Below are 22,193 nucleotides of genomic sequence, written 5' to 3' on the forward strand. Positions count from 1 at the left end.
ATAGAATGCTCAAAATCAATGGAGCCCGACTCTGGGATAGCTTGATGGAAATGGCAAAAATTGGGGTGACTCCAGAGGGAGGAGTCACCAGGGTGGCGGTCAGTGAAGAGGATCGGCTTGGTCGGGATTTGCTCAGAAAGTGGGCAACTCCACTTGTCGAAGATTTCCACTTTGATGAAGTAGGTAACATGTTTTTCGTTCGTCATGGGCTGCAACCAGAATCTCCAATGATCCTGACAGGGAGCCATCTAGACACACAAATACATGGCGGTCGATTTGACGGTGCTTTTGGTGTGATGGCTGGCTTGGAAGTCCTAAGAACTCTATCTGAAGAGGATATCCGATTGCCATATGGAATTGGCTTAGTAGCCTGGACAAATGAGGAGGAAGCTCGTTACTGCCCCGCCATGGGCTCAGCAGTTTTTGTTGGCAAGCAAGACCTGCAATCAGCATTGGATTGTGTTGGACTCAACGGGAAGGTCTTTGGTGAGGAACTGAAGAAAATTGGTTATCTTGGCAGAGCACTAGAATTAAATATTTCAGCTTACTTGGAGGCCCATATTGAGCAAGGGCCAGTACTTGAGAATGAAAAGATCCAAATTGGCGTAGTCTCTAGCGCACAGGGTCAAATCGCTATGAATGCTGAAATTATTGGAGAGGCTGGCCACTCGGGAACTGTTCCTATGAGATTACGCAAAGACGCCTTGGTTTGTGCGATTGCTGTGATCAATTCCTGTCGAAATCTTGTCGTCGAGGAGGGGAATGGGGTCTTTACTGTTGGAGCCTTCAAACTTGAGCCGAATTCAAGGACCACAATTCCAGATAAAATTTCTTTTGGGATTGATTTGCGTCACCCAGACGCAGATTCACTCAAAAATTTGCAGAATTTAATAAAGAATAAAATTAAAGAGAAGGTGGCAGAACATTGCTGTCAGGAAAGAATTGAAGATCTTTTTCACAAAGAACCGGTTGTCTTTACCGATTCATGTGTCGAAAGTGTTCAATCTGCGAGTGATCAACTGGGATATAGCTCTCTTGCGATGCCATCAGGTGCGTTCCATGATGCATGTCTACTGGCTAGCCAGGTCCCCACTGGAATGATTTTTGTGCCAAGTCAAAAAGGAGTAAGCCATAATCCCACGGAGTATTCCTCTCCTGAACAGCTAGAAAAAGGCGCGAATGTGTTGCTTCACGCTTTGCTGAATTTGGCTGAAAAGGGAGTTCCTTTGTCATGACAGCAGAGGTGCCAAAGAGTATCCGTAAGAGATCCGATTTGGTTGCTGACCAAATCAAGGAGGCTATCATTAGTAAAAAGTTACCTCCTGGTGAAAGGCTCTCTGATGAAAAAGATTTTCTGAAGACTTATCGAGTCAGCAAGGGGACAATGCGGGAAGCCCTGAAATCACTGGAGGTGCAAGGACTCGTCAACATCAAAACTGGTCCAGGGGGCGGAGCCTCTGTTGCGAGAGTCAGTGCTGAAAAAACGAATGAGCTATTGTGGAATTACTTTTTTTCAAGAAACGTGTCCCTAGAAAATATCTATGCTGTCCGCAAACTCGTAGAACCTGAACTAGCAGCAAGTGTAGCAGAGCATCTGGATGAAGAAGACCTGCAACTGCTCGAGCAATCGGTTGGCCACTGTTCTCTCCAGGGATTTGAAGGTAATGATCGAGCACAGCGTATTCAGGAATTAGATTTCCATTTGGTGATGGCAGATTCCTGTCCAAATCCTGTGTTGGCTTTTTTTACAAAATTCATTCTCAGTCTACTGGCACGCATCATTATTCATGAGGAACTAACCCCCGATCCACACACCAGCGCTCAACACAGCCAACAAGGCCTTGACTACCATCAAGCTTTGCTACTGGCTTTTAGAGAACGTAACCCTCAGAAAGCTCGACAAGTGATGATCGAGCATATGGATTCAGCAGAATCCTTCATGTTGAATATCAGCCGTCCAAAGACTTCCTAGCCTATCCACTCTCACCACTAAAATTTACTTCTTCAGCTATTTCAGCTGAATTATCCCTGCTGATACTAATTTTAATTCCTTCAAAATCTAAGATCTTCGATTGAAAACCAGCAATATTGCCATACAACTGCTACCCTTGATGGACCAGTTGATAGGATAAAATATCTTAATCCCTCTGGAGAGATAATGGCTGAGGAAACTGGAAAGTTTAATCAAGAAACTACTGAAAATGATCCAACAAAATCTGAGATAGCAGAAGGCTCTGACCCACTAACTCAAAGATTGAACTCTAATGATGATGTGGGTGTTTCTTCTGAAGTTTTGGAAGACCCAACAACACTGAAAATTTGGGATGCTTCCCCTATTCCATTCGAGTTCACAGGGAAAGCCAAAGAATTTTTTGGCATCTGGCTCTCAAATCTTTTGCTGAGTATTCTCACGCTTGGGATCTACTCAGCCTGGGCTAAAGTTCGTAGACGTAGATTTTTCTTGGGTCATACCCTTATTGGAGGTCATCGCTTTGATTATCACGCTGATCCAAAAGTAATTTTAAAAGGTAGAGCTGTCGTGGTATCGGTGCTGGTTGTGTTGAGTCTTGTTTCCAAATTGAGCCCCGTTTTGAGTGGAACTTCTTTAGTTTTACTGATGCTTGCTCTTCCCTGGTTGGCTAACCGAAGCCTTCGATTCAACGCTAGGATGACGAGCTTTCGTAATGTTCGCTTTGATTTCAGCGGGGCTTACGGAAAATCTCTGTTGGCTTTCGTGCTCCTCCCACTGCTTGGTTTACTCAGCCTCGGTCTCCTGCAGCCTTTTGCAACAAGGTATTCTGGACGTTACCTAGCTGTGAATTACTCCTACGGGGAAGCAAAACTAGAGTCAGATCCTCAGTTGAAGAGGTTGTACAAAGGATTCTTTCAGGCTTTTTCGATAATTTTGCTGCCCGTTGTTGTCCTGTTGGGCATCATGGCCCAGCTCGATTGGGAACTTGAACGCCTGATATTGATCCCAGATGATGGGGCAACAGGTTGGTTGATTGACTTGAGCCCATTTGCTTTGATCATCACTTTCTATCTGGCATTTTTTCATTATCGAGCTGTTGTTCGTAACTCAATCCTAGGAAGTCTTTTAATATCCAGTATCCATCAACTTAAATCTGAAATTTCAGGATTTCGTTTAGCCTGGATTGTCTTGAGCAATACGTTTCTTACTTTGATTTCACTCGGTTTACTTCAGCCTTGGGGGGCTGTTCGCCGATGGCGCTATGAAACTGAGAGTTTACAGCTGATTCCTGGGGGATCACTGGATGAGTTCATTGGGAAAATCCAGCCTGCCGAAGGTGTAATTGGATCAGAATATACAGATCTTCAAGACATTGATGTAGGCGTATAAAGTCGTTAGCCAATGGAAATATCAGGAAAGCTCTACTTGTCAGGTCAGTCCAAATCCATATCAGCCGTTTTACTGTGGTGTAATGGAGGCTTCCAGTTGAGGTCAAATTCTACGGAGATCAACCTGGAAGCGCGCAGAGATGAAATGGTTATTCAAGCTCCTGTGGGAAGTCTCCCCTATAAGATCCTCTTTGCTAACGGACACCTCTTTGAAGCACAGAACAACCAAGAAGCGAAGGAGTTTTTGGAGTTTTGCAAGAAGCCGAATGCTGAAAGCTGGCTCAGCTATCTAGAACAAAGAAAGACAGTCATTTTTGTCGGAATCATGATTCTGGCTGGCTTGGTGATTATGGTTCCAAGAAACGGCTTACCCTGGATAGGTGATCAGGTAGCGAATTGGATTCCCCACAGCTGGTTGATGATGGCAGGTGATGAGACCCTAGAAATTCTTGACGAAAGCTTCTTTTCTCCCTCTGAACTGGCGCTTCAGGATCAGGATAAACTCACAAAAGAATTTAACCGCATGGCTAGCCTGGTTCTGAAAGATCAAACTGCGAAACTAATTTTTCGCCATAGTGAAGAGATTGGTCCAAATGCTTTTGCTCTACCAGGTGGTGTGGTAGTTTTGACGGATGAGCTAGTGGAAATCGCAGAGGATCAGGAGGGAGTAATCGGCGTATTGGCTCATGAATTAGGTCATGTTCAATTGAAACATCCAGCGCGAAGATTGGTTCGCTCGTTGATGGCTTTAGCCGTGGTTAGTTTGATTTTTGACGATGCAGCAACCTTTGCTGAGGAATTAGCAGCAATCTCAGGATCTCTAATCAGTCTTGCCTATACCCGTGAGTTTGAGGAAGAGGCAGACCGAGCCGGTAAAGAAATCTTGATCAGAGCCGATTTGTCCCCAATCCCGCTCGCCAATCTCCTGCAAAAGTTAAGTGATGGCTGCAAAGAAAATTGCAGCCAATTACCCGAGTGGCTCACAACACATCCATCAGTGCCCTCCAGGATTGAATTTCTGTTGAGTGAGTAACTCCAAAAAAATCATTAACTGGGCCACTGTAAGAGGACTTTGATCTAATGAAATGGGGGATGAGGAGGGGTGGAAGGCCAGGGATACTTCATCCCCAGAAGTTGTTGCATCTCAGGTGTAGTGCTTTTCAGATAATTCTCATCTAAATCCGTCATCAAGTCTTCAATTGGTGTGACAAACTTTGGCAAGAACTCCACTAGAATTCCAATACGCCCTGCTTCACTCTGATTAGGCATGGCACAATGCCAAGCAGCTCCAAAGAACAAAACTACGTCTCCGGGTTTCCCTGTTAAACGGATGCATTTTCCAAAAAAATCATCACTCTTTTCTGGATAACGCAAATCTTTCTGAGAACCTGGCGCCAGAGCAGTTGCGCCATTTTCTTCGGTAAATTCATCAATCAAGATGATTGCCTGCGCGTTCAGTGGAAAAGAGGAGTTGGTGCGGGTCGGGAAGGTTTCGTTACGATAAAAATCCCAGTATGGGTAATCGATATGTGGCTCCTGTCCTCGGTAGCCAGGCATGATTCTGGATGCACACATGCTTCCCATCACAAATTCCTTGCCTAGAAAATCCTGTATAGACTGAAAAATCATCGGTTCTTCTACCAAACTTGCGATCTCAGGATCCAACTCAACAAGCCGAGTAAACCAGACTCTACGTTGGAGCAGAGGATCCTGATCATTCTGGTTGAAGTGGGAACCGGTATCAATCGCTTCATCAGTTTCTACTTCAAGCGTTTGGGCGATTCGCTTTATGCGTTCCTGAGAGAAAACATCTTTCAGCATGATCGCCCCAGCACCATCCATTAATTCTTCCACAACGATCGATGTTTTGAATTCATCCCGAGTAATGGTCTTCATAACTTTCTATTACCAGTATTTAGAAAGGCAAAAAAGAATGTTCATATTGGGTTCTATCACAGCGATTTGCTACAGTTCTGAATTGTAGAGCAATCACTCAACAAAACATGATCCCAAATTGATTTTTTGCAAGGGTGTGGTGTTCCTGAAATCAATAATAGAATCGTTGTTTGATTCGGCCTGCTTCCCTTGCTTCTACAAGCGCCTTGGTCTTAGGATCGTTCGTCACTTCGGCTCCAACGACCTCCCACCATACTTCCGGACCAGGGGGTGAGCGATACTTTTCCGTTGGCACCACAATTAAGCAAGAATTCTTCTGATGTTTTGCTGCTTGGAGTGCTGAGCGTATTTCCTGCTCAGTGTTGGCAACCCAGGTTTTTAACCCCACACTCTCAGCATTCTTTGCATAATCGACTTCGATAAACTGACCTTCATCCAAAAGCCCACTCGCTTGATCACGAATCTTGAACTCATTACCAAGTGAATGGCCAACGAGGGCTTTTTGATGCCCATGGATCGATTGATAACCATAATTCACGTTTAATAGGATCGTGATTTTTGTCCTTTCTTGCATAGCAGTGACCAGTTCCATGGGATGCATTTGGTAATTGCCGTCTCCCATCAGCACATACACTTCTTTTTCAGCACCAGCCAATCTGACCCCAATCGCTGCTGGAATATCATAACCCATGCAGGAATTTCCAAACTCTAAGTGCAACACCTTGCCGCCTTTCACATCAAAGAGTTTCGTTAGATCTGCTGGAATTGTCCCAGCTGCAGCCACGAGCACATCACCCTTATCCATTTCATCATTGAGGATTCCAATAAGGTGCCCTTGGCTTATCATCTCTTCAGCATGTTGAATGAAAACCTCTGTGCGTTTGATGTTTTCCCAAGAATTTTTTTCGAACCTGACTTTATTTACCCAGTCTTTTTGAGGCTGAATTCCAACTTCAATTCCAGCTTCGAGCAAGGCACTTAGTGCTAATTTGGCGTCTGCCACAATAGGGAGTGCTCCAAGCTTATACGCATCACGGTCATTGACATTGACACTGATGAACTTCACATCTGGATTCTGGAAGGCAGAATTTGAGCCCGTAACAAAATCATGCAGTCTAGTACCTACACAGAGAACAACATCAGCTTCTTCTGCAATACGTCCAGCACCCGGGGTTCCAAGGTGTCCAGTACCTCCCAAAAGTAGTTCAGAATCAGATTGTATCGCCCCACGTCCCGCATGTGTTTCACCAACTGGAATTCCAAATTTTTCCGCCAATGAAGCCAATTCATTCCATGCCTCTGAATAGTGAATACCACCACCAGCGATGATGTAGGGTTTTTTGGCGCACTTGAGCAATTCAGTAGCTTCCACGATTCGCGCAGGATTCGGAAAGCTTCGTTCAATTCGCCAAATCCGTTTCTCAAAGAAGCGAGTTGGATAGTCGTAGGCATAGCCTTGGATATCTTGTGGTAATGAGATCGTTACCGCACCGGTCTCAGCGGGATTGGTCATGATGCGCATGGCTTCTGGAAGCGAGATTAGGATTTGCTCAGGGCGAGTGATTCGATCAAAAAAACGGCTGACGACTCTAAATGTGTCTGTAACAGACATGTCCTCGGAGCTGAGATGATCAATATCCTGAAGAACAGTCCCACCATAACGAGAAGCGTAGTAGTCTGAGGGAAGCAAAAGTACTGGGATACGACAGATGGTAGCTGTCGCCGCTCCAGTGATCATGTTGGTTGCTCCGGGACCAATTGAGGTGGTACAAGCCATCGTGGCTTTGCGTCTCTTCGCTCTTGTAAAGCCGGTCGACGCATGAACCATAGACTGCTCATTACACGGTTTGTGATAGGGCAATTCCTGACCATACTCAACGAGTGCCTGGCTCAGCCCGGAAACATTGCCGTGTCCAAAGATTCCCCAGATTCCCTGAATAAAACGCTGCTCCACCCCATCATATTCTGAGTATTGTGCCTGCAAGTATTTCACAATGGCTTGTGAAAGAGTCAGCCGTTCTTTCCGTTCAGAGGGGTAAAAGTTCATGCTTCATTCTCCTGATTGAAATAACCTAAATCTAATGTCTAAATTACTACGAAAGAGTTTATTTCCCATGTGGTGCCTGAAAGTAAAGTTTTGACCTACAAAGTCAATTTTCTAGCGCCTTCATCATAGCCAGCAAGGCTCCCCAAGAGTAAAAGCCATCCGTATCAGGCTGATCAAGTACCTCGCCAGTTTCAGCGTTAAAATTTTCTCCACAAAGTCGCTGCTCCCAATTCATTTTGAAGAGCCTCCAACTTTGTTCTGCTAACTGTGCAGCCTCATTGAAAAAACCTTTACGCTTAAGTCCTTGCCAGACCCAAAAGTTGAGAGGAGCCCATATTCTACCACGCCAGTAGACGTTGTCCGAATACGCTGGATCGTCCCTTGTCACGGAGGGCAGACCGAACTCCCCACCAAATTTTGAAGGATTATTTAAATAGCCATGAACTATCCTTTGGGCCTGATCCATGGAACCAATACCTACGGCCATTGGAAAGAAAGAGGTGGGTGCGAGGGTGCTAACAAAGTCGCCGTTGATCATGCGGTTTGCGAAAACTCCTCGGCTTTCATCCCAGAGCCACTCTGCGATTCTTTGCTTGTGAGTAACTGTGCGCTCCCTCAATTGCTCAGCAACATCTAATTCACCAAGTTCGTTAAAGATTCCTTCCAGCAATTCACCATCCAGTGCGGCCATAGAATTGACACCAACGTCTGCAGCTAACAACAGTCCGCTCACTTCATCAAAGGGGACAGGATCGTGGAGAGGCGAGTTGTCCATCGTGGATTCATCCTTTGCAGCGAGCTTGGTCCCTTTATACAAACCATCACCTGCCTCCAGGCTTGTACCAAAGCAGAGCAAGCCGGTGTCTCCCAGTTGTCTTTTGGACCACCACCAGTCCAAGTTCCGCAGAAGACCCGTAGCATACCTCTCGAGGATGTCTTTGCGCCCTGTTTTTTCATAGAGTGACCAGACCACGAAGGCAGCAATTGGGGGTTGGGTACGATCCAGCCAAGCGTCGTTCCCTGTAACTAGGCAGGGAAAGTTTCCGGCCTCTGTCTGATGAGCGAAGACGGCATCCACATTTTCTAAAGAGCGTTCAACATCAAAAAATCCCCACATCCAAGCATTGTAAAGAATGTCATTGAGCCAGACACCAAATCCGCCAAATTTCTTCTTGTTCCAAAACCGGCTCAAAGCCGTATAGGGTCTCTGGTTGACTGCATCCCAAACATGATTCCAGGCAATGACATCATGTACCGCCTCCCAGGCTTGCTCCCTCGGTTCAGTTTCAGGCTTTGGAAATTCCTGAGGTACTAGCTTCATTGGATCATTTCCAATAGACCCACGTATGGTCATGGTGGGAGTTTCTTCGAGATTGAAGCGTAAGGCTAGGAAGGAACCACTCTCGGCCCTAGATGCCAGGTAGAAATAGCCGAATTCTTCATATTCCTGGTTGAGCCCCCCGAGATCAGGATGCTGTGTCACTAACAAAGGTTTTTTTTCAGAAGTTAATGAAAAGCTCCGATCAGTTGCTGCTCCAGATATCTGACCTGTTTGCCGATCATAAACAAAATTCAAATCCCTAGTCCCAGTCAGGCATAGATTTACCCAAAATCGCAAACCCCACTCACCATATTGAAGTACCTGCCACTGGATTATGCAATCACCATCTCGTAATTCGTAATGCCACTGCAGGATAGTTCCGGCAACTTCCGTGGTGAACTGAATCAATTCATCTCCAATAGGACGGCGACTAAAAGTAACCTCAGGCCCTGGATTCAAAAGAGAAATTCGTTCTTTTGAGGCAGCATAAAGAACAGGAGTGATTTGCAGACCAGTGGCGAGGTTGATCAATTCTGCAGGGCGTTCTGAGTTCCAGGTCCACCATCGATTGGGGGTCATAATTCACCTCGGGCTGAGAGAATTTCAGCAACTGTTGCGATTTCAATTTGCTGGGAATAGCGGGGAAAGAGGAATTCGAAGCAGGCGTTGTGTGAATTGAGATCCGAACTGGTTACTGCGTCTTTTGCGATGATGGTGCGAAAACCAAGATCTACAGCCGTCAAAACTGTCGTGAGGACACAAACATCTTTTTCGATTCCACTAAAAACCAATGCAGAGGGCTTGGCACTTTCAATATTTGATCTGAATGAAACCGAAGCAAAGGCATCGTAAGTTGTCTTATCGAAGGTGTTTTCAGAATTGGCAAATTTCTGAAGAGTTGGGTGCAGTGCAAGCAATTCCTCTCCAGCTTCTTCTTTGGTCACCTGATGCCAAAATTCATAGTAAGTCTGCCATCGGCCACTGGCTTCCATTGCTGTACTTGGGGTAATGAACCTAGTAAAAAAGGTTGGGAGATTTCGAGCATGAACTAGTTGATCAATCATAGGTAGGAGATCCCGCCCGGCTTCAGCAAACCAGGGGCCTGGTTCCAGGAAAATCCGCTGCATGTCTATGCAGATGTGTAACGCTTGATCATCCAGTAATCCGAAGACCAGCGGGTGAGTTTCAGGCATCTGGAAAAACTAAGGTGTCTTCTGGTCGAAATCTGAGATGAACTTGGGTATTTGGTGAAATGAGCTCCCCCGAAAGATTTTGCACAAAGACTCTGACAACTTGATCTCCACATTGGACTAGGTAGTTCAGACTCGTCCCATTAAAGATATGCTCGTTGACTTGACCAGCTATATGATTGCTGCTGGAAGGGGGTATATCTTGTTCTTTATGGATTGAAATTTTTTCAGGACGGATGGAGCAGATTACTTGAGGGGAAGCGGGTTTGCTACGAGTTTGAACAGTCCCACCAACATTTAAATTTACTCTTGAACCATCAGCTTGCCCCTTCAATAAGTTGGCTTCGCCCAGGAAACGAGCTACAAAGACGCTCTGGGGATTTTCATAGATGTCTACTGGGCTGCCATGCTGCACAAGCTGACCTTCGTTAAGAATTCCAATTTGATCAGACATGGTTAATGCTTCTTCTTGATCGTGGGTAACAAAAATCGTGGTGATTCTTACATCACGCTGAATGCGTTTCAACTCAATCTCCATTTCCAACCGCAGATTCCGGTCTAGTGCGCTCAAGGGTTCGTCAAGCAGCAGCACACGAGGTTTTGTTACGATTGCCCGAGCCAGTGCAACTCGTTGCCGCTGCCCTCCGGATAGTTGATCGGGTCTACGGTTATCAAATCCCGACAGCCGCACCAGTTCCAGCGCCTCACCAACAAGAAGTCTCATTTCTGATGTAGAAATCCCTCGTACCCGCAGTCCAAATCCCACATTAGCCTGAACATCCATGTTTGGAAAAAGCGCATAATTCTGGAAGACCATGCCAATGTCTCGCCTTTCCACAGGGATGTGATCCACAACCTTCCCATCGATCTGAATTGAGCCTCGATCAGGACTCTCAAAGCCTGCAATCATCCGTAACAACGTGGTTTTGCCACTTCCAGAGGGGCCCAATAGCGCAAAGAATTTTCCATCCTCAAAATCATATGAGACTCTATCCAGCGCAACCGTAATACCGAAATTTTTGCTAAGGTTCTGAACATTTACACTGGCCATCAGTCCCGCCCCCCAAAGCGATACAATCGAGAGACCCCAACAAGCAATAGCATCGAAAGGAGTATGACGAGTGTGGAAATGGCATTGATCTCTGGCGTAAAACCTTTGCGAATTGCAGTGTAAATTTCCACGGGCAGTGTCGTGACTCCAGGTGCGGCCAGAAAGTAAGAAATGACGAATTGATCCAATGAAACAGCGAATGCAAACAAGGCTGCTGCAATGATTCCCGGCATCAACCAGGGCACTGTAACCCAAAGGGTAGTTTGCCAGTAACTGGCACCAAGAGATCTAGCGGCATCCTCGAGAGTGGAGTCAAAAGATTTCAACCTCGCCGAAACGACAATGACGACATAGGGCAACGAAAGAGCCACATGTCCCAGTACCATCGCATGAAGTCCACGTCCTATCCCCACCCAGAAGAAAAAGACGAGCATCGCCGTCCCGATGATTAACCAGGGAATTGTGATCGGTGGGAAAATCAGGATTTGCAGCAAACGCTTCCCTCTAAAATCATACCTATAGAAAGCAAGGGCAACCGCAGTCCCCATCAAGGTCGATAGGCACGTACTCAGAAAAGCGACCGCTAAGCTGTTTACAGTCGCTGAATGAAGTTTACTGTTATTTGCTAGCGCTTCGTACCATCTAATACTCCATTCAATCGGAAGTCGATACAGCTGGGATTCGTTGAATGATAAGGCAACCATCACCAAAATTGGGACATACAAAAAGAGCACAATGCAAATCAGGTATGTCCTACCGATCCATTTGAGAAAGTTCATTTGAAGTGACGCACTAGAGGCGAGAAACCCAAAAGGATCAGCAGCACGAGTCCCATCATGATGAAGGACAAGGCTGCGCCGAGGGGCCAATTGAAAACTGCAGTGAACTGATCCTCGATAATAGTTCCAATGAAGGTCCCGTTTCGCCCACCCAGTAGTCGAGGTTCCATGAATGAACCGATCACAGGAATGAAAATCAAAACCGAACCTGCAACGATACCTGGCAACGCTAGAGGAACGATCAGCCGAAAGAATATGGTCAATTTCCCTGCACCCAGTGATCGAGCTGCTTCCAGCAGCTGGTTGTCGATGGCATCAATCGAAATGTAGCAGGTGAGAATCATGTAAGGCAGGTAGGAATGAACCAGACCCAGAAGAATTGCTGGATAGGTAAACATCAGACCAAGTGGGCCTGTCCCAGGCAAGAACCAATTGATGGAGTACTCCAAAATTCCGTTCCCTCGAAGAACCATCGTCCATGAGAAGATGCGGACCAGGGCGTTTGACCAGAAAGGTAAGATGATTAGCAGGAAAAGTGCTTCTTTGGTCCGTCCTCGAATGGATTTAGCAAGAGCCAAAGCGCAGGGGAAACCGAGCAGCAGGCAAAAGGCGGTGACCTCCGCTCCAAGTTTGAAAGAGCGGAGCATCAATTCGCTGTAGAAAGCTTTCTCAAAAAATGTTCCGTAGTTTTCTAGTGTCCACGATACTTCTCGATTGCCGATTGGCACATCACTGAGAAAGCTGTAGTAAAGCATCGCCGAGAGTGGTAACAGAATGGTCAGCGTCAGCCAGAGGTAGGCCGGGCTGATTAGACTGAGAACTGCTTCTCGTTGCTTCATCAGTTCAGTAGGAATTCAACTTAATTCTAGCTTTGAAAACAGGAATTTAATTTTGAAAATAAGCTTTTGTTTCCTGCCAAAGTTCTACAATTTCTTCCCGCAGGGCGTCTTCCATTGGGCCCATGAACTGAACCTTGGCAACTTTCTTTGAATCACTAAAGGCTGTTCGGTTGAAGGCTTCTGCTGGAAGCATCGAAACCGCTTTGGCATTGGCTGAAGTTGGCGCTCCCACTTCTGTATCCCACCTTACGTAAAAGTCGGGATCAATCATGAAGTTGATGAAGGCCTTTGCCTCATTACGGTTCGGGGCATTCGTTGGAATGGATAGTCCGTCCAACCAACCAATCGCTCCCTCTTTGGGGAGAACAAATTCGACAGGAAGGCCGAAGGTGTTCTTGGAACGTGAGGCAGAGCCTGACCAGTAAGTGGCCAAGTCGAATTCATTGGCAGAGAAGAACTGATTCCACTCATCTTCTGAGGACCAAAAGGTCCGAATTTGAGGTTTCAACGCCCGTAGCTTTTCGCGGATGGCATTCAGATCACTCGGATTGTTGATGTCTTGACCCAAAGCGACAGCTGCCAGTTGCACAGCTTCCACCGCATCGTCCCGCCAGCCTACTCTTCCAGCGTTTTTTGGATCCCACAGGACTTCTATTGAATCCGGTGTCTGCTGAAAATCACCAGTATCTATTGCAAAAGAAGTTACCCCCCAAACCCAGGCAACTCCATAGTTCATACCATCAGCGACAAGCTTTGGGTCGTTGCGCATGCCTGGCGAAAGATCATCTACATTTGCCATTCCTGTTGCATCAATCGCTTCAATCAAACCTTCTTTGGCGGCTTGCCCCGTGTAGGCACTATTGATCAAAACCACATCATACACTCCGGGGTTGGTTCTGAGCTTCGTCAGCATTTCCTGTTCGGAGTTGAAGTAATCATGAACTACATCAATGCCAGTGCGCTCCTTAAACATTTCGAGGGCCCAGGCTTCATCAGTCCCATATCCCTGCCAGTTGAGGACGCGAATCTCTGCTGCACCTATCACTGAACTACCAAGGATCAGAACAATCAAACATTGGAAGGCGATCAATTTCAAAAGAACACGAAAACTCATTGGTTTTTCTCGCAGGAGTTGATCGAAAAATTCTGTTTTAGAGCCATACGGCCAACTAATTTCCAGAGAATACTCTCAATTACTGGGAGGCTCAATTGAAATCAATTGGAAAATAAACTTGTGGGATTTTTCGAAGAAAATTGGGAGGTCGTTTTTCTGATCGAAGTGAACAGCTATTCAGATCAGCAGATTCGGTTTCTTTGATGTCTGCAGAATAGGGAACTTGTTGGAATCGAAGTTTGATTTGTGAATGCTTTGAGGATTCTTAATACCGAAGAATAATCGAGTTGGACAAGTTGCTGAGATGATTTGATGCTGACTCAACAACTTGCCAGGACGTAGGAAAAATTAGGCAGGGAATCTGAGAAAGTCTCCAAAATTGGGGCAGAAAGTTCAGGCTACCCAACGCATGGCTGGTCTGTAGCGCTCAGTATTCTGCTGAATCTCTCGAATAATTTTAGGGATCCCGTGGGATTCCATGGGACCGCTCAGAAATTGAATCCCGTATTGTTTGATGCCCCCTAACTGCCATTGAGAGCAGAAGGCGATCTTCCCAGAAATCATTCCACACTTCATCAGACCTTTGGATTTGCGGTTATTCTGAATAAGTTTGGGGATGTAGAGTTCAAGATGAACAATCTTATCTAGTGGCAACGACCCCTCACTGGAAATGCGGCAACCCCCTCGGGAGAGATCATGAACCCGCACAAGCTCTGAGAACTCAAAACTGGTAACCTGTGCGGGTACCGCTACATCAAATCGTTTGGTTTTTCTGTTTTCCTTAATGTTTTGCAAAATTGCCATTAGTTTGCTCCAGAGTCAGTGAAAGTGTTAAGAAACATAATGTTTCATTGTATACAAATTAGTCACTATTATGCAACATTAAAATTTAAGAATTAGATTTGATTTAAATGATAATTCTTTATAAACAATTAATTTTTTTATAAAATTAAGTCTTAAAATTTATAATCATTTTTGAATTTGTAATAAATATTAATTTTTATGAAATGATACCAATCAACTCAATTGGATCAGCTAGAATACTAAAAATACATTCAAGAATTCATCACAGATTCTTCCAATCCATCTTTCATTTTGGAAAGGCTTGATCGGCTTTCGGGTGGTGTGTAGATTTGTCATTTTTCAGGCTCAATTGTTTTTAGATTTTGCTAAGGAATTCATGAGTTTTTCTGAATCAAAGTGGTTGAACAGTACTTGTCCTCATGATTGCCCGAGTACCTGTGCTCTAGAGGTCGAGAGCGATGAACAGAACCAGATCAAGCGGCTTCGAGGTCGGAAAAAGCATCCTTACACAGATGGAGTGATCTGTGGCAAGGTAGCCAATTATGCAAAGCGACATCATCATCCAGATCGGTTGACCCATCCCTTGAAGAGAGTTGGCCCCAAGGGAAGAGGGATTGGTGCGTTTGAGAAGATTTCTTGGGCAGAAGCGCTGGATCTGACGGTTACAGCACTCAAGGAAAGTGGTGAAGCAAATGGGCTGGAAAGTGTCTGGCCATATTTTTACGCCGGCACGATGGGTTGGGCTCAACGAGATGGAATTGAGCGACTTCGGTATGTGATGGGTTATTCCAGGCAACACTCAACGATCTGTGTGGGGCTGTCTGATGCAGGTTGGCTGGTGGGAGCTGGGGAGAAGCGTGGTGTTGATGCAAGGGAGATCAGTGAAACAGATCTGCTGGTTGTCTGGGGTGGAAATCCAGTCAATACCCAGATCAATGTCATCCATCGATTCCAGCAAGCCTGCAGACAACGTGGGACCAAGCTGGTGGTGATTGATCCTTACACGACAGATACTGCAAAGCGAGCAGATTTGCACCTTCGTTTGCAACCTGGAACGGACGGAGCATTGGCTTGTGCGGTCATGCACATCTTGTTTCGTGATGGTCTCGCGGATTGGGTCTATCTGAAAAAATACTCAGATGATCCTCAAGGATTGGCAGAGCATTTACAAATGCGAACTCCAGCATGGGCCGCTTCCATCACAGGATTATCTGTCGACGAGATTGAACAGTTTGCGGAGCTTTATGGGAGTAATCCCAGAAGTTTTTTACGCTTGGGCTACGGATTTACACGCTCCAGAAATGGTGCCCCCAACATGCATGCGGTCAGCTGTTTGCCAATAGTTACGGGTGCCTGGCAATATCCTGGTGGGGGGGCTCTTTACAGCAATTCAGGTATATGCCCCTTCGATGTATCCGAGATCAAAGGCTTGGATCGACTAGATCTGTCCAAAAGGGTTTTGGATCAGTCTCGAATTGGGCCAATCCTATGTGGTCATCCTCAAGATTTACAAGGAGGGCCTCCGATCAAGGCCCTCTTTATTCAAAATACAAATCCGATGGTTGTAGCACCAGAAACTGACTTGGTTCGACAAGGTTTTTCCAGAGATGATCTGTTCATTTGTGTTCATGAACAATTCATGACAGAAACTGCTGAAATGGCGGATGTGGTGCTGCCTGCAACGACCTTTTTAGAACACGATGATTGCTATTCAGCAGGAGGCCACACGTTTTTCCAGATCGCCAAGGCTGTGGTTCCACCTCTCGGAGAATGTCGATCTAACCACTGGGTGATTCAGGAACTTGCGATACGGCTTGAAGCCGAGCACCAGGGATTTCTGAAGAGTGAATGGGAATTGATTACGGACATGCTGAAGAAATCCGGATACCAAGAAAAGATTCCACTCAAAGAAAAAAGTTTTGAAATTGATTTAGATCTTGGTTTTGAAAAAATGCACTTTTTGGATGGCTTTGGTCACGAAGATCGGAAGTTCCATTTTAGAGCAGATTGGACGTATTGGGGTCAGGCAAACCAAGAGATGCCCATGTTCCCAGATCATTGGGAAGTGCGAGATCGCCTATCCAATGAAAAGCCGTATCGAATGATCACGCCTCCTGCAAGGTGGTTTCTGAACTCTACCTTTAACGAGATGTCGCTTTCTCAGGATCGCTTGCTGTCCCCAAAAGCCTGGATGCATCCGAGTGATCTGAAACAGGAGGGTTTAGAAAACGCTGAGCAAATTAAATTAGGCAATGAGCGAGGTGAGATCGAAATCTCCTTGGAAGCCAATGAGGAGGTGCAGCCAGGCCTGGTCGTGATTGAAGGACTGTGGGCAAACCGAGCTTTTCCAGCTGTCAAAGGTGTCAACACGCTAACTTCGGCTGATGCGGCCTTGCCAAATGGAGGGGCCGTTTTTCATGATACGACCGTCTGGGTGAGAGCTTCTTGATTATATGTATTCTCTTTCATTAAGGGTGTTCTAAACTAGAGAAGATTTGAGATCCTTTTTGGAAAAATTCCTCTTTTAGTAACAATTATTTGAGTTTTTTCATGTCTTCAACATTTCACCAAGTAATTACCGATGTGGATCAGCATCTTTGGATTGATTCACTAGAATTGAATGAACAGAACTTATCCACAAACTCCTCATCAAATTGGGGAATTAAGAAGTCCACCTTGCAGGGAAGCCTTCAGCAGGGGATTGATTTGATCGAGGTAGATAATGGGATTTTTTCTTTTGCTATTGTCCCAACTCGTGGGATGGGGCTTTGGAGAGGTTCCTATTCGGGTAAGACTTTGGGTTGGGACTCGCCTGTAAAGGACCTAGTGCATCCAGCCTTTATCGAATTGAACGATCGTGGTGGCCTAGGGTGGTTGAAAGGTTTCAATGAGTGGATTGTACGCTGTGGCCTGAGTAGTAATGGCGCTCCAGGAAATGATGTGATTGTCGATAACAATGGAAACAAAGCGGAGGTGTTTCTTCCACTCCATGGAAAGATTGCCAATATTCCAGCGCGATTTGTTGAGGTTCAAGTGGAAGTCGGCACACCAACGATTCTGAGGATTCGAGGGATTGTTGAGGAAACCATGCTTTTTGGTCCAGCACTTCGACTAACAACTGAAATTTCAACAGAGCTCGGTTCAAACAAGCTGACCATTGTTGATGAAGTGACCAACTTGAATACGACACCTGAAGAAATCGAAATGCTGTATCACTGCAATTATGGACCTCCTTTTTTAGAGGAAGGTTCCAAGTTGGTTGCACCAGTAAAGAGAGCAGCTCCAAGAGATCAGCGAGCTCGGGAGGATCTAAAAACGTTATCAGACTTTCGAGGCCCTACGAACGGTTATGTAGAGCAAGTATATTTTTATGAACTGTTGGGAGATTCTTCCGGCAAATCTAAGGTAATGTTGCGTAACAAGGCAGGAGATCTTGGGACTTCGATGAGTTTTTCTTTAGAACAAATGCCCTGTTTTTCACTTTGGAAGAATACAGCATCCATGAAGAATGGATATGTGACAGGGCTGGAACCAGGATCAAATTTCCCAAACCCGAAGTGTTTCGAACGTGAAAATGGTCGAGTGGTCCTCCTAGATCCGCTGATGAGCAGAAAATTTGGGCTTTCTTTGGAGGTTCATGTGGGTGGTGAAGCCGTGAATGAAGTTGAGAAGGAGATCAATAAGCTGCAAGGTTCAACATCTACAGAGATTTTAGAGTTTGCTCCAAAAAATCTTTCGGCAGCTACCTAAGATCTGCTTTATTCTAGATTTTGAGGAGGACAATCCCAAGTGTTACCAGCACCGCCGCCAGGACTTTTAGAAGGTCTTTGCTTTCCTTGAGGATCAGGATTCCAAGCACTGAAGCCATCACCACACTTGTTTCTCGAAGTGCTGCAACAAGCATGATGGGAGCCGATTCCATGGCCCAAAGCACAGATCCATAGGCATAGGCTGCTAGCAAACCAGCCCCGACACCACTCCATCCGAGCTCGATCAAGCGGGGGATTGTTTCGCTCTTGTAATGATAAAAGGCGTAGGCTTGCACCATCAACATTTCCAGAAAGAAAAGCCAGCAGATATAACCAAGTACATTCCCAGAGTTTCTTACCCCAACTCCGTCGATCAAACTGTAAATACCAATGAGAACTCCGGTGCCAAGCGCATAAAAAATTGTTGAAGGCTGTTGTTTAAAATAACTGAAGGAACGCAGACTGAGACTCAAGATTCCTCCAGCAATCAAAAAGAAAGCAAATAACTGGAGCCCAGAGACGGGTTCATTCAAGAATATCAAGGAAGCTAAAAAGACCACAATTGGTCCTGTGCCTCTCAAGATGGGATAAGCTTGACCAAGTTCTACGTTTCGATACGAAAAGGTCAAAAAAACATAGTAACCGCCATGAACGACAGTAGACATCAGGAGCATGGCCCAAGCGGCTTCCGCAACAGGACCAATAAACGGAATGAACACCAACCCCAGCAAGCCCGTGACCGTGTGCATCGACATCATCATAATGAGTCTACTCTCAGTTTGCTTTAGGAGCAAATTCCAGAGGGCATGAGAAAGTGCAGCCCCCAGTACAAGGGTGATGACGATGCCATTCATATAGTGGCTACGCTGAGGCTAGAGATCGAGAGGTTCATTTGGTTTCGCAGCCATTGATCAGGAAGCTCTGTAAAAAATTCTCAACTCGATACAGAGTTCCCAAGTCGTAGTCAATCTTCATTTTTTGAGAGGCTTACCATATTCGTGAACAATCGATCTCATATTCAAGTGAGGTCTTTTGCTCAACCTTACTATCCATAATTGAATTTTCCCTCTTAACATGATTGAGATGAATCCAATGACGTCAGCTTCCTTTTCCTACCCTGACTTTGAAAATGCAGAATTTCTAAAGGATCATGTACAGAAGGTGCTGAATTTTTACAGGGGACGAGCCCTCGATCCAAGTGGTGGATTCTTTCACGGATTTGAAGATGATGGGGCACTTTTTGATAAAGATTTCAGACATCTAGTGAGTTCTTGTCGTTTCATTTTTAACTTTGCAGGTGCATACTGCCGAGAGGAAAATCCTGAGGACTTTGCGCTGGCGGAACATGGGCTCCAATTCCTGACTTCCGCCCATCAGATGCCAGATGGTTTTTATGCTTGGGAATTAACAGCTGGTCAGGTCAGTGATGGGAGAGCAATGGCCTACGGGCATGCTTTTGTTCTATTTGCTGCTGCTCATGCGCTGCAGACTGGGCTTGCCTCCGCTCAGTCTGTCCTTGATGACGTGTGGTCTCTGCTGGAACAACATTTTTGGGAGCCAACTCATGGAGCCTACCTTGATGAATTGAGTTGGTCACAGAGAGAGCCCGATGGCTATCGTGGACAGAATGCCAATATGCACATGTGTGAGGCTTGTCTAGCCGCTTGGAAAGCAACGAGTGATGAAAAATTCTTGGACAGAGCTGAGCAACTAGCTCAGAAATTTGCTCTAGAATTGGCAGATTTGAATGATGGGCTCGTCTGGGAACACTACACACAAGATTGGCTTCCGGATATGGAGTATCACAAGGATCAGCCAGATGACCTCTTCAAGCCTTGGGGATTTCAACCTGGTCACCAGGTTGAGTGGGCCCGTCTCCTGTTGAGTCTTTTGGAAATTCGTCCACAATCCTGGTATCTAGATCGTGCTGAGACGCTTTATAGAAATGGAATGAAAGATGGAAGAGATGCAGATTATGGGGGGATTTTTTATGGATTTGGACCAGATGGAGAGACTTGTGCGTCTACTAAATATTTTTGGGTTCAGGCGGAGTTCATTGCAACAGCTTGGCGTCTTTTTTGGTTGACAGAAAAGCCTATCTATCGAGATGATTATTTGGAATTCTGGCGTTACGCCTGGGATCATTTTGTGGATCACCAACATGGCGCCTGGTTTAGGATTCTCTCTCGAGAGAGCCAAAAAATCGATAGGCTCAAGTCTCCCCCTGGCAAAACAGACTATCATGTCCTGACCGTGTGCTGGGATATTCTGGATCACCAGCCGGAATGATCCCTCCAACCTTTGTTATCTTGGGCCTACATCAACTTTCAAAAAGGAAGGTTATCCTATGGAAAGAAAGACCTACGGTTATCAATTCCAAATGGTTCAGTTGATTGTTCGAAAAACGCAAAAGGTGGAGGCTGCAAAAGAGGAAAAGCAATCCATGAACGAACTACAGACTGAGAAGGGTTCCTTCATGATTCAACGGAACCCTGCTTAACTGAGCTCAGAAATATTTTTCAGACTGGCATGCTTTTCTTCATCGAGTACTCCTAGGCCAATTACGGTTCTGCAATTTCAATCTTGGGGCTGCGGGCCTCAATCTCTTTGGCAGCAGAAATAAGAATATCCTCTCGGAAGCGTGCCCCCACCAGTTGAGCGCCCATTGGTATCTTTCCATCAGGACTATCATTGTATCCCGTGAAGATGGAGAGACCCGGAATGCCCATCAAAGGAAGCCCTACCTGGGTGAGTTGAGCCTTAATCACTCTTGGAAAATCCTCCAGATCCAGCAAATCTGGAAAGGGAGGTTCGCTCGAAGTAGGGCAGATCAAGACAGGATATTTCTCCAAGAAGAGTTGCCAATCCCGAAGAAATCCCAACCGCGCCTGTAAAGCATCCAATACATCATTTATCGTTGGCACAGGCGAAAGTTTGGTCATCTCCCCAAAGACGTGGATGGCATCTGGATCTCCCTCTTTGTCTAGAATGCCTGTCCCTACACGATGTGTTTCAGCAAGCCAGAGAATAGCCTGCAATCTAGCCGGTTCCTGAAACGGTGGGCTCTCTACTTCCGTTACCTCCCAACCCGCATCTTTGAGCCTTTCAGCAGCTTGCCGAACTGCTTTTTCAACGGACTCCTCTGTTTGCATGCCATCTGGATTCACACAGAGCGCAGCCCTCCGAGGAAAATCACCCATCTGATACGGGAGAGGAACATGCCAGGGGTCTCTTAGATCTGCACCAGCCATCACTTTGGTGGCTAACTCCAGATCAGCGATCGTCCTGGTAAGTGGTCCTGAAACTGCCATTAACTGAGCACCAATATGCCGGTCTTTACCAGAAGGATTCCAGGCAGGAAAGCGTCCCTGAGTTGGGCGAAGCCCTTGGAGTCCACAGGCATAGGCTGGATATCTGACTGAACCCCCGATGTCTGTGCCGTGCCCGATCGCGCCAATACCTGACGCTGTTGCTGAAGCAGCACCGCCTGAGGAACCACCTGGAGTAATCCTGGAGTTATGAGGATTGATTGTATGGCCATGCAATTGGTTCCGAGTGAACCAGCGGAGGGAGAATGCTGGCGTGTTCGTGCGACCAATGATGATCGCTCCTGCTTTGCGAAAGTTGGTTACGACTGGGCTGTCCTGGTTTGCAATCAGATTCTCCTGTAACTTCAGACCATTAGTATTTGCGTATCCTGCTTGATCAATGTTGACTTTAACTGTAACAGTCACACCAGCCAATTCGCCTGGATCTTCACCCCGATCAATTGCTTGGTCTACCAACTCAGCAGAGCGTAGGGCGTCCTCAGGTGTTTCAATGACAACCGCATTTAGCTTCCCATTGACTGCTTGCAAACGATCAAACGCAGATTGGGCAACTTCAACAGCAGACACTTGGCGTGATTTTACTAATCCCACGATTTCAGCTGCACTCCTTTTCCATAATCCTTCCATCATTATCTCCTGAAATGTTTGCCAAAAATTCTTTGGAGGGATCTTCTTCACGGTCACGAATTTTTCTGATTTCAGTGCCCACCCTCT

19 protein-coding genes are annotated in these 22,193 nt (G+C 45.9%); 8 read left to right on the forward strand and 11 right to left on the reverse strand.

Annotated elements, in window-relative coordinates; genetic code table 11:
• Positions 1-5: 5 nt before the first annotated feature.
• From P8O70_08505 to P8O70_08520, 4 genes are all read left to right on the forward strand, one after another.
• Positions 6-1,235 carry a M20 family metallo-hydrolase gene (locus P8O70_08505; protein ID MDG2196917.1) on the forward strand — a complete coding sequence of 410 codons (1,230 nt, stop codon included), beginning with the start codon at positions 6-8 and terminating at the stop codon, positions 1,233-1,235.
• On the forward strand, positions 1,232-1,972 hold the full coding sequence (locus tag P8O70_08510) for an FCD domain-containing protein (protein ID MDG2196918.1): 741 nt from the start codon (positions 1,232-1,234) through the stop codon (positions 1,970-1,972). The genes P8O70_08505 and P8O70_08510 overlap by 4 nt, the downstream gene beginning before the upstream one ends.
• Before the next feature lie 186 nt (positions 1,973-2,158).
• The gene (locus P8O70_08515; GenBank protein ID MDG2196919.1) at positions 2,159-3,361 is read left to right on the forward strand and encodes a YjgN family protein; all 1,203 of its coding nucleotides are present in this window, start codon (positions 2,159-2,161) and stop codon (positions 3,359-3,361) included.
• A gap of 96 nt (positions 3,362-3,457) precedes the next feature.
• Positions 3,458-4,393, forward strand: a complete 936-nt coding sequence (locus P8O70_08520; protein MDG2196920.1) for a M48 family metallopeptidase — start codon at positions 3,458-3,460, stop codon at positions 4,391-4,393.
• Between the two features lie 44 nt (positions 4,394-4,437).
• On the opposite strand, the gene P8O70_08525 is transcribed toward P8O70_08520, so the two are convergent.
• The 9 genes from P8O70_08525 to P8O70_08565 all read right to left on the reverse strand — a co-directional run bounded on the left by P8O70_08525 (position 4,438) and on the right by P8O70_08565 (position 14,401).
• On the reverse strand, positions 4,438-5,256 hold the full coding sequence (locus P8O70_08525; GenBank protein MDG2196921.1) for a phytanoyl-CoA dioxygenase family protein: 819 nt from the start codon (positions 5,254-5,256) through the stop codon (positions 4,438-4,440).
• Between the two features lie 151 nt (positions 5,257-5,407).
• A complete protein-coding gene (iolD, locus tag P8O70_08530) occupies positions 5,408-7,303 on the reverse strand; it encodes a 3D-(3,5/4)-trihydroxycyclohexane-1,2-dione acylhydrolase (decyclizing) (protein ID MDG2196922.1) in 1,896 nt (631 codons plus the stop codon).
• Positions 7,304-7,406: 103 nt separating this feature from the next.
• Entirely contained in the window at positions 7,407-9,203 is a 1,797-nt protein-coding gene (locus P8O70_08535; protein ID MDG2196923.1) for a trehalase family glycosidase, read from the reverse strand.
• The gene (locus tag P8O70_08540; protein MDG2196924.1) at positions 9,200-9,817 is read right to left on the reverse strand and encodes a cysteine hydrolase; all 618 of its coding nucleotides are present in this window, start codon (positions 9,815-9,817) and stop codon (positions 9,200-9,202) included. The genes P8O70_08535 and P8O70_08540 overlap by 4 nt, the downstream gene beginning before the upstream one ends.
• The gene (locus P8O70_08545; GenBank protein ID MDG2196925.1) at positions 9,810-10,865 is read right to left on the reverse strand and encodes an ABC transporter ATP-binding protein; all 1,056 of its coding nucleotides are present in this window, start codon (positions 10,863-10,865) and stop codon (positions 9,810-9,812) included. The genes P8O70_08540 and P8O70_08545 overlap by 8 nt, the downstream gene beginning before the upstream one ends.
• On the reverse strand, positions 10,865-11,644 hold the full coding sequence (locus P8O70_08550; GenBank protein MDG2196926.1) for an ABC transporter permease: 780 nt from the start codon (positions 11,642-11,644) through the stop codon (positions 10,865-10,867). Before P8O70_08550 ends, P8O70_08545 begins: the two co-directional genes overlap by 1 nt.
• Positions 11,641-12,483: an ABC transporter permease gene (locus P8O70_08555; GenBank protein ID MDG2196927.1), complete on the reverse strand. Its 843-nt coding sequence runs from the start codon at positions 12,481-12,483 to the stop codon at positions 11,641-11,643. Before P8O70_08555 ends, P8O70_08550 begins: the two co-directional genes overlap by 4 nt.
• A 46-nt stretch (positions 12,484-12,529) precedes the next feature.
• Positions 12,530-13,597 (reverse strand): extracellular solute-binding protein, encoded by a 1,068-nt coding sequence (locus P8O70_08560; protein ID MDG2196928.1) that lies wholly within the window; start codon positions 13,595-13,597, stop codon positions 12,530-12,532.
• A 393-nt stretch (positions 13,598-13,990) separates the two neighbouring features.
• Positions 13,991-14,401, reverse strand: a complete 411-nt coding sequence (locus P8O70_08565) for a PilZ domain-containing protein (protein ID MDG2196929.1) — start codon at positions 14,399-14,401, stop codon at positions 13,991-13,993.
• A gap of 376 nt (positions 14,402-14,777) precedes the next feature.
• Here P8O70_08565 and P8O70_08570 point away from each other — a divergent pair, with 376 nt between their 5' ends.
• Complete coding sequence (locus P8O70_08570; protein ID MDG2196930.1) at positions 14,778-16,850, forward strand: molybdopterin-dependent oxidoreductase; 2,073 nt, start codon at positions 14,778-14,780, stop codon at positions 16,848-16,850.
• Positions 16,851-16,951: 101 nt separating this feature from the next.
• Positions 16,952-18,151 carry an aldose 1-epimerase family protein gene (locus tag P8O70_08575; GenBank protein ID MDG2196931.1) on the forward strand — a complete coding sequence of 400 codons (1,200 nt, stop codon included), beginning with the start codon at positions 16,952-16,954 and terminating at the stop codon, positions 18,149-18,151.
• Positions 18,152-18,164: 13 nt separating this feature from the next.
• Here P8O70_08575 and P8O70_08580 read toward each other — a convergent pair whose 3' ends face one another.
• Positions 18,165-19,004 (reverse strand): DMT family transporter, encoded by an 840-nt coding sequence (locus P8O70_08580; protein ID MDG2196932.1) that lies wholly within the window; start codon positions 19,002-19,004, stop codon positions 18,165-18,167.
• A 238-nt stretch (positions 19,005-19,242) separates the two neighbouring features.
• Here P8O70_08580 and P8O70_08585 point away from each other — a divergent pair, with 238 nt between their 5' ends.
• Both P8O70_08585 and P8O70_08590 read left to right on the forward strand, forming a co-directional pair.
• Entirely contained in the window at positions 19,243-20,439 is a 1,197-nt protein-coding gene (locus P8O70_08585; GenBank protein ID MDG2196933.1) for an AGE family epimerase/isomerase, read from the forward strand.
• 58 nt (positions 20,440-20,497) lie between these two features.
• Positions 20,498-20,650 (forward strand): hypothetical protein, encoded by a 153-nt coding sequence (locus P8O70_08590; protein MDG2196934.1) that lies wholly within the window; start codon positions 20,498-20,500, stop codon positions 20,648-20,650.
• Between the two features lie 61 nt (positions 20,651-20,711).
• Here P8O70_08590 and P8O70_08595 read toward each other — a convergent pair whose 3' ends face one another.
• Positions 20,712-22,106: an amidase family protein gene (locus P8O70_08595; protein MDG2196935.1), complete on the reverse strand. Its 1,395-nt coding sequence runs from the start codon at positions 22,104-22,106 to the stop codon at positions 20,712-20,714.
• Between the last annotated feature and the right edge of the window lie 87 nt (positions 22,107-22,193).

Source organism: SAR324 cluster bacterium (assembly GCA_029245725.1).
Classification (GTDB): Bacteria; SAR324; SAR324; order SAR324; family NAC60-12; genus JCVI-SCAAA005.

Coding starts and splice junctions, on each gene's coding strand:
- P8O70_08515 (MDG2196919.1), top strand. CDS start 2,159: ATGGCTGAGGAAACTGGAAAGTTTAATCAAGAAACTACTGAAAATGAT.
- P8O70_08590 (MDG2196934.1), top strand. CDS start 20,498: ATGGAAAGAAAGACCTACGGTTATCAATTCCAAATGGTTCAGTTGATT.
- P8O70_08560 (MDG2196928.1), bottom strand. CDS start 13,597: ATGAGTTTTCGTGTTCTTTTGAAATTGATCGCCTTCCAATGTTTGATT.
- P8O70_08540 (MDG2196924.1), bottom strand. CDS start 9,817: ATGCCTGAAACTCACCCGCTGGTCTTCGGATTACTGGATGATCAAGCG.
- P8O70_08580 (MDG2196932.1), bottom strand. CDS start 19,004: ATGAATGGCATCGTCATCACCCTTGTACTGGGGGCTGCACTTTCTCAT.
- P8O70_08505 (MDG2196917.1), top strand. CDS start 6: ATGCTCAAAATCAATGGAGCCCGACTCTGGGATAGCTTGATGGAAATG.
- P8O70_08595 (MDG2196935.1), bottom strand. CDS start 22,106: ATGGAAGGATTATGGAAAAGGAGTGCAGCTGAAATCGTGGGATTAGTA.
- P8O70_08545 (MDG2196925.1), bottom strand. CDS start 10,865: ATGGCCAGTGTAAATGTTCAGAACCTTAGCAAAAATTTCGGTATTACG.
- P8O70_08525 (MDG2196921.1), bottom strand. CDS start 5,256: ATGAAGACCATTACTCGGGATGAATTCAAAACATCGATCGTTGTGGAA.
- P8O70_08565 (MDG2196929.1), bottom strand. CDS start 14,401: ATGGCAATTTTGCAAAACATTAAGGAAAACAGAAAAACCAAACGATTT.
- P8O70_08555 (MDG2196927.1), bottom strand. CDS start 12,483: ATGAAGCAACGAGAAGCAGTTCTCAGTCTAATCAGCCCGGCCTACCTC.
- iolD (MDG2196922.1), bottom strand. CDS start 7,303: ATGAACTTTTACCCCTCTGAACGGAAAGAACGGCTGACTCTTTCACAA.
- P8O70_08550 (MDG2196926.1), bottom strand. CDS start 11,644: ATGAACTTTCTCAAATGGATCGGTAGGACATACCTGATTTGCATTGTG.
- P8O70_08535 (MDG2196923.1), bottom strand. CDS start 9,203: ATGACCCCCAATCGATGGTGGACCTGGAACTCAGAACGCCCTGCAGAA.
- P8O70_08585 (MDG2196933.1), top strand. CDS start 19,243: ATGACGTCAGCTTCCTTTTCCTACCCTGACTTTGAAAATGCAGAATTT.
- P8O70_08575 (MDG2196931.1), top strand. CDS start 16,952: ATGTCTTCAACATTTCACCAAGTAATTACCGATGTGGATCAGCATCTT.
- P8O70_08510 (MDG2196918.1), top strand. CDS start 1,232: ATGACAGCAGAGGTGCCAAAGAGTATCCGTAAGAGATCCGATTTGGTT.
- P8O70_08570 (MDG2196930.1), top strand. CDS start 14,778: ATGAGTTTTTCTGAATCAAAGTGGTTGAACAGTACTTGTCCTCATGAT.